Raw genomic sequence first — 12,814 nt, 5'->3', positions numbered from 1 at the left:
TAAGGAATAACGTCAGAGGGTGCTCACCCTCTGACGTCAGGATGATGTCGAGGCTCGTTCATGGCGTTTCACAGAAATACCCTCCTCTTTGTTGCTTTGTTACCCGCTTCCATCCAACTCGCCTGCGCAGGGATGGCCGTCCCGCCAGGTTTTGAAGACCTGGCGAAGACGCAGCGCCTGTGGACTGAGGTGAACCTCTACGGCGAGGCGCTTGGCCTTTTTGAAACGGATATCACGCTTGAAACGGTCAGCTTTGTCGCACCTGAAACCGTGGTAGCGGCCATCAAACGCCGGTTTAATGACGACCCATCCCTCGTTGCCACCGTGTCTGCCGCGCTGGCCGTTCCGCTTGCCCGTAACGGCAACCAGGCCTGCAGCAGCAACGGCTCCGCAACGGGCTGTGATTACATCAATACCGACCGCGCGGCCATTATTTATGACGAGAATAACGCCCGCATTAACCTGTTCCTGGACAAGAAATTTCTGCCTAAGCAGACGGCAGAGAATCAATGGTATCAGCCCACTCAGGGCACCGAAAATGCGCTGATCCATCAGCAGAACATTAACTTCGTTGCCGACAGGGATTATCAGTCGGCAACCGTGCAGGGCAACGGCGCGCTGGCGCTCACCCAGGACGGCTACGTGAATCTCGACTGGACCTGGCTGGGGCAGCGTTCACGGCACCAGCAGCAGCAGGAGGTCACCGTCAACAACGCCTGGTTCCGCCAGGATATCCTGCGTCAGTACTATGTCCAGTTAGGTGAGATGGATACCCGCGATCTGTTCAGTAACGCTGGCGGAAATATCAACCTCAGCCAGCTGCCGCTGGGCAAAATTCGCGGCCTGCGCACGGGTTCAACACGGGCATGGATGAACCCGGTTCAGCAGTCGAAGGGAACCCCTGTTACCGTGCTGCTTTCCCATGACGCGCGTATCGATGCCCGCCGGGGAAATCAGCTACTGGCGAGCTTCTATCTGAATGCCGGGGCGCAAACCCTGGACACGCGTTCTTTCCCGGACGGGAGCTACACCGTGACGCTCTCCATCTATGAAAATAACCGGCTGACGCGCACCGAGCAGGTGCCGTTTACCCGAACCGGCATTACGCCATTCGACCGCGTCGAGTGGTTCCTGCAGGCGGGCGAAACCGACAACAGCGATCAAAACGAAGAACGCCGCGCGGTTGCGCAGGCGGGCGTTCGTCTGCCCGTGACCCCGACGCTGGCGCTGACCAGCGGGGCAACGTTCAAGAAAAACCAGCGTTTCCTGGAGAACGCGCTCGACTGGAGCCGGGGCTTCAACGCGGGCCCGATCGATGGCGTGCTGAGTACCCGGTTTAGCTACCTCTACGGCAGCGAAGGCCAGCGCGGCAATATTCAGCAAATCAGCTACAACGACGGTTTTTCTTTGAGCGTCTATCGCAACGCGTTATCCGCTGAAAACTGCAACACCCAAAGCGCGGGATTTGACGCCGTGAATGGCTGTTATCGCACCCTCTCGGTGATGTTCTCCGTCCCGGTCGGCGCCTGGTATGCAAGCCTGGGGTATTCGGATAACCGCAACGAAGGCCGGTACGTTTCACGCCGGGAGCTGCCGGACAGTGACGATCGCCACGATGCGGGTCTGCCGTGGGAATCGGTCTATATGACCCGCTCGCGCACGCGGGCCTGGCAGGCTGGACTGAGCAATGCCTTTAGCACCCGAGGCCTGAACATTAACAGCAGCATTAACCTGTTTATGCGTAACGATGACGCCCGCGAAGGCAGGGATAAAGGCGGCTACCTGAGCGTGAGCCTGTCCATGGCGCATAACCGTCAGGGTGATGCCTCAAGCTACACCTCTCTGGGCGCGACATGGCAGCACCAGCAGCGTGAAAAAAACCAGCTGAGCTACAGCGTGGCGCATAACTGGTATGCCGATGCCCGCGGTGAAAATGAGTATGGCCTCAGCGCGTCGGGCATTAACAGCGACTCGCTGAATACCTCAGCCTATACGCGCCAGGGCGGACGATATGGCAACGGAAGCCTGACGGTCAGCGACGCCTGGGATCGTCAGGATCGTCGCCATACGCTGAGCAGCAGCGGCAACTACAGCTCAACGCTCGCGCTGTCCCGTTCTGGCCTGTGGCTGGGCCGCTGGAGCGACGGTCGCCCTGCTTCCGCCGTCGCGGTGAACGTGGCGACGCCGGAAGATGCTCAGGATCCGCGCGTCGCCGTGTCGCTGGATAACGGCGGGAGCGCAGACATTCCGGGCAACAGCCGCGCGCTTTTCGCGGTACCGGGCTATCAGCAGACGACGTTGACGATTAACGAATCGCTGGACGTCTCCCGGGGAGCCAGCAGTGAAATCACGCAAGGGTCAGGCAGCAGAACGCTGTTTATGGTGCCAGGCAAACTGCTGCGCCGGGACGTGCAAACCACCGCAAGCTACACCTGGCTTGGCCAGTTAACCGACGAGCACCATTCGCCGTTTATCGGCGGCGTGCCGCTGAACGTGAACGGCTGGAGCGACCTTGGCAACGGCGGGTTTAGCGCGCAAAGCGACGCCCTGCTGCATAACCTCTACCTGGTGCGTCAGCAGCAATTTTATCAGTGCGCGCTGAACGTGAAGAGCATGCGCGACGTCGTGCGTTACGTCGGTTCGATTCCCTGTAAGGAATTAACCTTCTCCGCCCTGCCGGATGCCGTCCAGCAGCAGGCACAGCTGATGCTGGCCGGACGGTCAGTCCCTGCTGGCCCGACGGCCATGAACACCGATAGCCTCACAAAAGGGAAATGATGTGATTAAGTGCCTCTTTATTTTACTGTTGTTAAGCCTGTGGGCTGGCCAGACGCTGGCGGGCGCCCCCGCGGGACGAAACTCCAGCGTTGGGATCAGCTTCGATCGTATGGCACCGCCTGCGCGTTTTGACATCTGGTCTCATGAATCGGGTGGTTATGACCCCGCCGATCCGCAAAAGTGGGGACGTAACACCCTGACCTGTGAGTCCCGGACCGACACCACCAACGGCGCCTGCATGAACGCCCCGGTCTGGTTCTCGGCGAACCCGGCCGCGCCTTATGCCATCAACTTGCGTTTTACGCATGCCCTCACCAGCAAAACGGTGGATATCAAGGTGTATGGCGACCACTACATGTTTATCAACAACAGAGTGTTTATTTTCGCCAGCTTCGTGACCGGAGGAACGGTCGACCTCCCGGCGTGGAACAGAGAGCCCTACTTCGATTTCTATATCGTGAAAAGCGAACTGGATAAGCTCGCCCTGCCGGGGATCTGGACCGCCACGCTGAAGCAGAACCTGCGCCAGTGGGGAAGCGCCGACTGCGGCGGGAACTTCAATGACGTGAATGTCGGCTGTCCTGGCTATCTCACCATCGCCAAATGGCAGGCCAATATTCGCATTGAGGTGGTCGACCCAGGAAACCAGCAGATCTATCTGCCGGCCTTTCCGCACTCCACGCCCATCGTTAACCTCAACCTGACCAACTTCCCGGGGCGCCCCGGGGGCAGCGAGATCCAGGGGGAAAACACGCTGGATATGTGCCTGTACGACGGCAAAAACAGCACCAGCACCCGCGCCTATCTGCGCTTTGAGGATGACGGGCTTCCCTCAGAGGGACGTGCCGAAGGGGCGTTTTCTATCAGGCGGCGCGGTGGAAGCCAGACCGACGCGCGGGATCGACTCGATTATCGGGTCTCCGTCACTAATCCCATCACAGGCGCAACCGAAACGGTCGCGAACGGTAAAACCCTGGTCTGGCAGGGCACTAACGATCCGCAGTATCTGCGTCAGGTCGTGCTGCCGGGCGGACGCGAAAGCGTACTGTGCATTCCTGCGCCGATTATCCTGAAAACGCCTGCGTTTGCTGCCAGCAGCAAAAACGCAGGCGACTATACCGGCACGCTGCGCGTTATCTATACGCCCAGCACGTTATAACGAGGTCACCGTGAGTTACGCCATTCTCGACAATAATCGATTTTACGCTGAAGGGTTGCGCTATGCGCTGCTGCGTCGGGGCGTCCAGCCAGAGGTCATAAGCGATACCGTACAATGGCAGCCAACGCTGCTTACCCGTCGCGTGGTGGTCGTCCGCTGCCGTTTTTCCGTGGCGGCGACGCATCAGGCGCTGATCAACATTTTGCTCAGGCTGGAAGCCGCCCGCTGGAAAGGCAGCCTTTATCTGGTCTGCAACGAAAAGGGGTGGGCGCTGGCGACGCATTTACGCAAGCGTTTCAGTACGCTAACGCTTTATATCATCGACGACAGGATCGCCGTTGCCGATGCGGCGTATTTGCTGGCAAAAGAGCCACGTCGCGTTCGAAGCCTGGACTGCTGCCTGACCGTTCCTGAATTCAACGTGCTCGATCTGATGCTGACCGGGTTGCCGGTCCGCCACATTGCCATCGTGACGCACATGTCGGAGAAACAGGTTTCAACCCATAAATGCAACGCGCTGAAGAAGCTCAATGCCAACAACCTGCTTCAGCTGCTCCTGTAGGTCACGGTTTATCCTGAGCCCGCTTTTTTGCTACACTGTCGCCGATTTTTCACCTACGACAGAAGATTATGTTCATTTTTGCAGGCCAGGAAATTGAGACCGATAGCGAAGGCTATCTGAAAGATACGACGCTCTGGAGCGAACCGCTGGCGGAGAAAATTGCGGAAAACGAAGGCATTACCCTCTCCCCCGAACACTGGGAAGTGGTGCGTTTTGTGCGCGAGTTTTATCTCGAGTTCAACACCTCTCCGGCCATCCGCATGCTGGTCAAGGCGATGGCCAATAAGTTCGGTGAAGAGAAAGGCAACAGCCGCTATCTCTATCGTCTGTTCCCGAAAGGCCCGGCAAAACAGGCCACCAAAATTGCCGGCCTGCCTAAACCGGTGAAGTGCATTTAGTAGCGAATACCGAAGTTAACGTACTCCCGGCCGGGTTGATGCGGTTCCGTTAGCACCTTATCAACCCGCGCGCTGCGCGGCCCGCCCGCTTTCAGCCACGCCACCAGCTTGTCGACCTGCTCCGCTTCGCCGCAGGCGACCACCTCAACGCTGCCGTCATCCATGTTGCGCGCGTATCCCGTTAGCCCAAGCTGAACAGCCTCGCGCTGGGTGCTGTAGCGGAATCCGACGCCCTGAACGAGGCCGTGAACCCAGGCAATAGTGCAGACTTTTGACATTATTCTTCTCCTTAACGTAGCGTTTTCGGCAAACAGCCGTAGTGTTGCCGAAAACGGGCGGTGAAACGAGAGCTGGACAGATACCCACATTGTAATGCGATTTCGCCGATCGGTAATCGGGTTGACTGTAACTGTGACAGCGCAACGCCCATCCTCACCTCCTCCACAATCTGGCGAAAACTCTGTGACTCCTCGCGTAACCGCCTGCGCAGCGTCGGCACGCTTAATGCGAGACGGCTGGCGACATCCTGCGCGGTCCAGGCTCTGGCGGGCGACAGCATGATGAACTGTCGCACCTGCTCGGTCAGATTATTGTTTCGCTCAATAAGCAGCGGACCTGCCACGCCGTCATGCAGCAATGCCAGCAACAGACCGAAGGCCTGATGTTTTTGCAACGCCTCCGGTAACTCCTGACGCACGGCGTGCAGCAGGTTATCCCACATAAACGCCAGCCCCTCGCTCAGCGGAGCACAGAGCGAATGTAACGTCATGCGCGGCCAGGATTTCAGGTAATGCGCTTTAAACTCGGCAACGATTTCCGGCGATAACATCAGCAAGTCCGAGTGAAACAGGCCGTTTGCAGGCTGATTAATGATTTCCATCGCCGTATTGGCAGGAATAATGATGAGCTCATCCCGGGTTGCCACCAGGCGGTTGTCGTCCTGCACAATCACCTTACTGCCGTGAGTGATATGGCAAATCGCCGGAAAAAAGAGCTTAACCTGGTGCAGGCGATGCATTTTGCTGGCACTCACTTCACCCGCCGTGAGATGTTTATGTCGAAAATGGAACTCCTGCACCACGCCATCCTTATCTGCTGTAGGTTGCTGTTAACTGAGCCTTTGCCAGAACGTGACTATTGAGCATAAAACCGACCAGCGCGCCGCTGGCATTTTTGTCGACGGGCAGTTTATCCACGTCCAGCGCCCAGACGGTAATCTGATAGCGGTGAGGCTTGTCCCCGGCAGGGGGGCATGCGCCGCCGAATCCCGAATAACCGAAATCATTACGCCCCTGCACAGCGCCAGCAGGTAATTTTTCGCCATTTGGGTTACCGGCACCAGCGGGCAGCGTCATTGTCTTCGCGGGAATGTTGGCTACGGTCCAGTGCCACCAGCCGCTGCCGGTAGGCGCATCCGGGTCATAGACCGTAATGGCAAAACTTTTCGTACCGGCTGGCGGATTTGTCCACGCTAGCTGCGGTGAGGTATTCCCACCGTGGCAGCCAAATCCCTCAAACACCTGCGGTGACGCTAACCGCCGGTCGCCGGAAATATCCCGGCTGGTCATGCTGAAAGACGTTGCTGCGAAAACCTGAAAACTCATTGCCGTCAGAGCGGCTATTGTGATGACACTGCGCTTTTTCATGGGTATTTCCTTTGCTGAACCGGAAACCCTAAGATAAAGCACGCAACAATGCCCCAATGTGCCTAAGCGATTTGATTTTGTGCCGAAACGCTCAACGGCATCCGCAGATGATTGCGCCTTGCTGAATGTGGTAATCTACGCGCCATTTCCCTGAAATCGACAGAACAGCAAATTATGAGTGTACGTTTAGTGTTAGCCAAAGGGCGCGAGAAATCATTACTGCGCCGTCATCCCTGGGTCTTTTCCGGCGCGGTTGCCCGTATGGAAGGCAAAGCCAGCCTCGGTGAAACCATTGATATCGTGGACCACCAGGGGAAATGGTTAGCGCGAGGCGCCTACTCGCCAGCGTCCCAGATCCGTGCCCGCGTCTGGACCTTCGATAAAGACGAAACCATCGACATCGACTTCTTCGTGCGTCGTCTGCAGCAGGCGCAGCAGTGGCGTGAGTGGCTGGCAAAACGCGACGGGCTGGACAGCTACCGCCTGATTGCCGGTGAGTCCGACGGTCTGCCGGGCGTGACCATCGATCGCTTCGGTAACTTCCTGGTGCTACAGCTCCTGAGCGCCGGGGCGGAATACCAGCGTGCCGCGCTGATTAGCGCCCTGCAGACGCTGTTCCCACAGTGCGCCATTTACGACCGCAGCGATGTGGCGGTGCGCAAAAAAGAGGGCATGGAGCTGACCCAGGGTCCGGTCACGGGTGAGCTGCCCCCTGCCCTGCTGCCGATTGAAGAGCACGGCATGAAGCTGCTGGTGGATATTCAGGGCGGGCATAAAACGGGTTACTACCTTGACCAGCGCGACAGCCGTCTGGCCACGCGTCAGTACGTTGCCGACAAACGCGTGCTTAACTGCTTCTCCTACACCGGTGGTTTCGCCGTTTCGGCGCTGATGGGCGGCTGTGCCCAGGTGGTTAGCGTGGATACCTCGCAGGAAGCGCTGGACGTGGCAAAACAAAACGTCGAGCTGAACAAGCTGGATCTGAGCAAAGCCGAATTTATACGCGACGACGTCTTCAAGCTGCTGCGTAAATATCGCGATCAGGGCGAGAAGTTCGACGTCATCGTGATGGATCCGCCAAAGTTTGTGGAGAACAAAAGCCAGCTGATGGGCGCCTGCCGTGGGTATAAAGATATCAACATGCTGGCCATCCAGCTGCTGAACCCGGGCGGAGTTCTGCTCACCTTCTCCTGCTCCGGCCTGATGACCACAGATTTATTTCAGAAAATCATCGCCGATGCCGCAATAGATGCTGGCCGTGATGTACAATTTATAGAGCAGTTCCGTCAGGCAGCCGATCACCCCGTGATTGCTACCTACCCGGAAGGACTGTATCTGAAAGGGTTTGCCTGTCGCGTCATGTAACTTGAAAAGAGAAATATTGCCCGCACATAACGTGTAAGTCGTATTTCCCGGGAGGTGACTATGATTGCCAGCAAATTCGGTATCGGCCAGCAGGTCCGCCACACTTTGCTCGGGTATTTGGGTGTGGTCGTGGATATCGACCCGGAGTATTCCCTTGATGAACCGTCAGCAGACGAACTGGCGGTGAACGCAGAGCTTCGCGCCGCGCCCTGGTACCATGTGGTGATGGAGGGGGATGATGGACAACCCGTTCACACCTATCTTGCTGAAGCGCAGTTAAGCAGCGAGCTGCAGGAAGAGCATCCGGAGCAACCCACTATGGATGAACTTGCTCAGACTATCCGCAAACAGTTACAGGCTCCGCGCCTGCGGAACTAAGCGTGTAAAAAAAGCCCGATGAACGGGCTTTTTTTTATTATTTCGCCAGCCCCAGACGGGGGATGTCGATCGCCGGACAGCGATCCATGACGACGTTTAACCCCGCATCCCGCGCCAGCACCGCAGCCTGCTCGTTAATCACGCCCAGCTGCATCCACAGCGTTTTCGCCCCGACGGCAATAGCGTCCTGCGCCACTTCCCACGCCGCCTCGGAGTTTCGGAAGACATCAACCATATCAATTTTTTCCGGCACGTCAGCGAGCGTGGCATAACCCTGCTGGCCCAGTAAGGTTTTCCCCGCCACTTTTGGCGAGACCGGGATGACGTGGTAGCCCTGATCGAGAAGGTATTTCATCACCCGATAGCTTGGACGATCGGGTTTATCGCTCGCGCCCACCAGCGCAATGGTACGCGTGGATGTCAGAATCTCGGCAATATCGTTCTCTTTCATGGTTTTTCTCCTGGCTTTTTTAAAAGTGTACGCCAAACCGCACATCTCAACCATCCATCCCATACCGATGCATGAGGGCAAAACGGCGAAATATGTCTATATGTTAGTAAACATGATTCTCGAAAAATTTAGATACATTAATGCGGCGACAGGATTTCTGACGGGAGCCTTCTATGAAAACCGGTATTGCCACTGCTCTGATTGCGTTAGTGATGCCGGTCTGCGTTTTTGCTACCACGCTCCGGCTCTCTACCGATATTGATCTCCTGGTACTGGACGGAAAAAAGGTCTCCAGTTCCTTATTGCGCGGTGCGGACAGCATCGAATTGGATAACGGGCCGCATCAGCTGGTATTCCGGGTGGAAAAATCGATCGGTCTGGCGAATCACGAGCAAAGGATGTATATCTCCCCGCCGCTGATTGTCAGCTTTAATACCCGGCAAATCAGTCAGGTCAACATTACCCTGCCTCGTCTTGAAACCGAGAAGGAATCGGCGGCTTTCGACGCTTCACCCCGCATTGAACTGCTGGACGGGGATGCGATGCCGATTCCGGTGAAGCTGGATATTCTGGCGCTGACGACCTCACCGAAAGGTCCGGACTACGAGGCCGCGACGCAGACCTATAACAAAGCGGGGAAACGCGCGTCGCTTCCTCAGTTTGCCACCACGATGGCTGACGACAGTACGCTGCTTTCCGGCGTCTCAGAACTGGACGTCATTCCTCCCCAGTCCCAGACCCTGACGGAACAACGCCTTAAATTCTGGTTCCAGCAGGCCGATGCCGACACGCGGGCCCGGTTTTTACAGTGGGCAAAACAACAACCTTCATCATAAGCCACATTTTTTACGCCTTTCTCTTGCAGCGTCAAACGGTTCCCGTCATCGTGTAGGCAGTTAACCTGATGGATATGATTATGGAACTGACAACACGCACGCTCCCGGAACGCAAACACATTGCTCTGGTGGCGCACGATCACTGTAAACAAATGCTGCTTAACTGGGTTCGCCGCCATCAGTCTTTGCTGGAAAAGCACGCCCTTTCGGCAACCGGCACCACCGGTAACCTGATCCAGCGCGAAACGGGTCTGGAGGTGAACGCCATGCTGAGCGGCCCGATGGGTGGCGATCAGCAGGTCGGCGCGCAGATCTCCGAAGGGAAGATTGATGTGCTGATCTTCTTCTGGGATCCGCTGAACGCGGTTCCGCACGACCCGGATGTCAAAGCCCTGCTGCGTCTGGCGACGGTGTGGAATATTCCGGTGGCGACAAACCTCTCGACGGCGGATTTCATTATCGAATCGCCGCAGTTTAACTCACCGGTAGATATCCTTATTCCGGACTATCAGCGTTATCTTTCAGAGAGATTGAAGTAGCTTTTTTTGCCGGGTGGCGGCTACGCCTTACCCGGCCTACCCATCCTTGCCCGTCTTCGTTAAGGCTTCCGCGCCACCGGCACATCAATACTCTTCAAAATATCGACAAACACGGATGGCTCCTCTTTATTGAACAGCAGCCACACGCGATGGCGCGCGCGGGTCATGGCCACATACAGCAAACGCCGCTCTTCGGCATCCGGGAAGTCTTCCGGCACCGGCAACAAGGCCTGCTCCATGACCGACTCGCGGGCCGGAGCCGGGAAACCGTCGCTGCCCTCTTTCAGCCCCATGACAATCACATAGTCGGCCTGCTGCCCTTTGCTGGCGTGAATCGTCATAAATTCAAGCTGCAGCTTCGGCCAGCGGGTGGCCGCCTTTTCCAGCGCCTCGGGTTTGAGGTGATGGTAGCGCGCCAGCACCAGGATACGCTCATCAGGCTTCGCATAGCCGCTGAGCTTGTCCAGCAGCGGTTCCAGCTGATCGTCCGCCAGCAGGGTCACGGCTTTTTTATCCCCTGCCCGCAGGCTATTGAGCGGCTTTGCCAGCTGATGCGGGTTCTGCTGGATAAAGCGGTTGGCGATTTCACCAATCCGTGAATTGAAGCGGTAGGTCGTGTCCAGATCGCTGCGATCGCCTTCGCCAAAATAGTGGTGGAATGCGGTCGTCAGCGAAAGCTGTGCCCCGCTGAAGCGATAGATGGCCTGCCAGTCATCCCCCACCGCAAACAGCGAGGTATGCTTATTTTGCGCCCGCAGCGCTGAGAGCAACGCTGCGCGCTGCGGAGAGATGTCCTGGAACTCATCCACCAGAATATGCTTCCACGGGCTGACAAAACGCCCCTTCTCAAGAATGATGATGGCCTGATGGATCAGGCCGGAAAAATCAACGGCATTTTCCGCTTTCAGCGCGGTTTTCCAGGCCTTCAGCAGCGGTGCCATCAGCTTGACCCGCTTCGAAAACAGATCGCGGATCGCCTCCGGCGCGCTTTCAATCATCTCTGCCTGCGTTCCACCGTGCATTCGCATCAGGCTGACCCAGCGGTCAAGCCGTGAACCCAGCCGACGCGCCAGTTTGTCATCCTGCCAGAAGCTGCCTTCCGGCACGTCCCAGTTGAGCTCCTCCTCGAGCCACTGACGCCATCCTTTCGCCTGCACCTTTTTCTCACTGCACTGCTGGCGCCACGTTTTGATAAACAGCGCCTGACGCGCCTGCGCGTCGTTTTCCAGCTTACTGATAGCAGGCACTTTTTTACTGCCCTGCTGAATAATATGCAGGGCAAGGGCATGGAAGGTTCTGGCCGTGATATCCCGGGTATGCAGACGTTCCTGGATCCGTTCGTCCATCTCCTGGGCCGCCTTGCGACCAAAGGCCAGAAGCAGAATTTGATCGGCGACCGCTTCCCCGGTGGTCAGCAGCCAGCCGGCACGGGCCACCAGCACCGACGTTTTACCGCTACCGGCCCCCGCCAGCACCAGCAGCGACTGCTCGCCGTTAACCACCGCGCGCGCCTGGGCCGGGTTGAGCGGAGAAGACTCCACCGTACTGAAAAAGTCGGCGTATTGGGTGAGCATGGCGTCCGTCCAGGCCTGATTATGGGCGAGCCGACTTTTATCCTTATCATTCAACCAGGCCTGGCACTGGCGCCAGGCGTCGCGACAGTTGTCAAACTCCTCGAGACGCGTCACGGAGATCGGCAGCGCCGAGAGTGCCTGCCGGATTTTTTGCTGTAGCCCGGCGGTCTGCTGACGGGTGAGCCAAGAATGCTGCGCGTTGCTTTGCGCGATATCGTCCAGCACCTTCTGAAGCACCCCGGCGGCAATCACGCTCATATCCTGACTCCACCGCTGCCAGAGCGCGTTCAGGTGATGATGAAAACGCTGGGTTTCTACCCACTCGGTGCCGTGAAGACGCACGACTTTATCGTCAGGCAGTACGAACTCCAGTTCGCCCCACACCAGCCCGCGTTTGCAGTGGATAGCCAGAAGCTGATTAAACGGAATAAGGTATTCGTGGCGTTCCCCGGAGACTTTTACCCCGGCATTGAGGAGAACCACCCTGTCGTATGGGTGTTGCGCCAGACGTTTGCCTAACGACGTTGCTTTCAGTTCCATGTTCCGCCAAATCCACGAAGAGATAATTTACCTGACAGTGTAACTGCCAGTTTTAAGGTGCTCCAGCCTAAAAAAACGTTACAATCATTGGGCGTTAATTTTATCGAAAGGAAGTGAGGGTTTATGCGTACCGTTCTGAATGTGTTGAATTTTGTGCTGGGCGGTTTTGCCACCACCCTTTCCTGGCTTTTTGCCACACTGGTGAGCATCGTCCTGATTTTTACGCTCCCCCTGACCCGCTCCTGCTGGGAAATCACAAAACTCTCCTTCGTCCCCTACGGGAATGAAGCCATCCACGTTGACGAGCTGAATCCGGAGAACAAAAACGCCCTGATGAATACGGGCGGAACCCTGCTGAACATTCTGTGGCTGATTTTCTTCGGCTGGTGGCTCTGCATCATGCATATTTTTGCGGGGATTGCGCAGTGCATCACGATTATTGGTATTCCGGTGGGGATCGCGAACTTTAAGATCGCCGCTATCGCCCTTTGGCCCGTCGGGCGCAGGGTTGTTCCGGTCGAAGTGGCCCAGGCGGCGCGTGAAGCCAATGCGCGTCGTCGTTTTCAGTAACTAAGGACTGGCCGCGTT

14 protein-coding genes are annotated in these 12,814 nt (G+C 57.1%); 9 read left to right on the top strand and 5 right to left on the bottom strand.

Going from position 1 to position 12,814, the window contains the following annotated elements:
• The first annotated feature begins 60 nt into the window (after positions 1–60).
• From ACMGGQ_RS05800 to tusE, 4 genes are all read left to right on the top strand, one after another.
• Positions 61–2,778 (top strand): TcfC E-set like domain-containing protein, encoded by a 2,718-nt coding sequence (locus tag ACMGGQ_RS05800; RefSeq protein ID WP_420289702.1) that lies wholly within the window; start codon positions 61–63, stop codon positions 2,776–2,778.
• Between the two features lies 1 nt (position 2,779).
• Positions 2,780–3,937 carry a CfaE/CblD family pilus tip adhesin gene (locus ACMGGQ_RS05795; RefSeq protein ID WP_252077340.1) on the top strand — a complete coding sequence of 386 codons (1,158 nt, stop codon included), beginning with the start codon at positions 2,780–2,782 and terminating at the stop codon, positions 3,935–3,937.
• 10 nt (positions 3,938–3,947) lie between these two features.
• On the top strand, positions 3,948–4,499 hold the full coding sequence (locus ACMGGQ_RS05790) for a LuxR C-terminal-related transcriptional regulator (protein ID WP_047071952.1): 552 nt from the start codon (positions 3,948–3,950) through the stop codon (positions 4,497–4,499).
• A 68-nt stretch (positions 4,500–4,567) separates the two neighbouring features.
• Positions 4,568–4,897, top strand: coding sequence for a sulfurtransferase TusE (gene tusE / locus ACMGGQ_RS05785; protein WP_008499913.1), 330 nt, complete (start codon positions 4,568–4,570; stop codon positions 4,895–4,897).
• On the opposite strand, the gene yccX is transcribed toward tusE, so the two are convergent.
• The 3 genes from yccX to ACMGGQ_RS05770 are packed head-to-tail and all read right to left on the bottom strand — an operon-like array spanning position 4,894 to position 6,543.
• On the bottom strand, positions 4,894–5,175 hold the full coding sequence (yccX, locus tag ACMGGQ_RS05780) for an acylphosphatase (RefSeq protein ID WP_196346086.1): 282 nt from the start codon (positions 5,173–5,175) through the stop codon (positions 4,894–4,896). The two genes, tusE and yccX, sit on opposite strands and share 4 nt — an antisense overlap.
• An 11-nt stretch (positions 5,176–5,186) precedes the next feature.
• Entirely contained in the window at positions 5,187–5,975 is a 789-nt protein-coding gene (locus ACMGGQ_RS05775) for an AraC family transcriptional regulator (RefSeq protein WP_262801897.1), read from the bottom strand.
• A gap of 10 nt (positions 5,976–5,985) precedes the next feature.
• Positions 5,986–6,543, bottom strand: a complete 558-nt coding sequence (locus ACMGGQ_RS05770) for a kinase inhibitor (protein WP_420289701.1) — start codon at positions 6,541–6,543, stop codon at positions 5,986–5,988.
• A 174-nt stretch (positions 6,544–6,717) separates the two neighbouring features.
• Between ACMGGQ_RS05770 and rlmI the strand changes: the two genes are divergently transcribed.
• Positions 6,718–7,908, top strand: a complete 1,191-nt coding sequence (gene rlmI / locus ACMGGQ_RS05765) for a 23S rRNA (cytosine(1962)-C(5))-methyltransferase RlmI (RefSeq protein WP_045908360.1) — start codon at positions 6,718–6,720, stop codon at positions 7,906–7,908.
• 60 nt (positions 7,909–7,968) lie between these two features.
• Entirely contained in the window at positions 7,969–8,286 is a 318-nt protein-coding gene (gene hspQ, locus ACMGGQ_RS05760; RefSeq protein WP_008499919.1) for a heat shock protein HspQ, read from the top strand.
• Positions 8,287–8,323: 37 nt separating this feature from the next.
• Here the strand turns inward: hspQ and ACMGGQ_RS05755 are convergent, their stop codons facing one another.
• Positions 8,324–8,737, bottom strand: coding sequence for a CoA-binding protein (locus ACMGGQ_RS05755; RefSeq protein ID WP_008499920.1), 414 nt, complete (start codon positions 8,735–8,737; stop codon positions 8,324–8,326).
• A 173-nt stretch (positions 8,738–8,910) separates the two neighbouring features.
• Between ACMGGQ_RS05755 and csgI the strand changes: the two genes are divergently transcribed.
• Both csgI and mgsA read left to right on the top strand, forming a co-directional pair.
• Complete coding sequence (gene csgI, locus ACMGGQ_RS05750; protein ID WP_420289700.1) at positions 8,911–9,573, top strand: curli synthesis inhibitor; 663 nt, start codon at positions 8,911–8,913, stop codon at positions 9,571–9,573.
• Between the two features lie 80 nt (positions 9,574–9,653).
• Positions 9,654–10,112, top strand: coding sequence for a methylglyoxal synthase (gene mgsA / locus ACMGGQ_RS05745; RefSeq protein ID WP_008499922.1), 459 nt, complete (start codon positions 9,654–9,656; stop codon positions 10,110–10,112).
• 59 nt (positions 10,113–10,171) lie between these two features.
• On the opposite strand, the gene helD is transcribed toward mgsA, so the two are convergent.
• Positions 10,172–12,226, bottom strand: a complete 2,055-nt coding sequence (helD, locus tag ACMGGQ_RS05740) for a DNA helicase IV (protein WP_420289699.1) — start codon at positions 12,224–12,226, stop codon at positions 10,172–10,174.
• Between the two features lie 123 nt (positions 12,227–12,349).
• Between helD and ACMGGQ_RS05735 the strand changes: the two genes are divergently transcribed.
• A complete protein-coding gene (locus ACMGGQ_RS05735) occupies positions 12,350–12,796 on the top strand; it encodes a YccF domain-containing protein (protein ID WP_023343701.1) in 447 nt (148 codons plus the stop codon).
• Positions 12,797–12,814: the final 18 nt, after the last annotated feature.

The organism is Enterobacter sp. BNK-13, assembly GCF_048685015.1.
Classification (GTDB): domain Bacteria; phylum Pseudomonadota; class Gammaproteobacteria; order Enterobacterales; family Enterobacteriaceae; genus Enterobacter; species Enterobacter quasiroggenkampii.
Note: the sequence above shows the minus strand (reverse complement) of the source record. Positions and strands in the feature narration are given on the sequence as shown.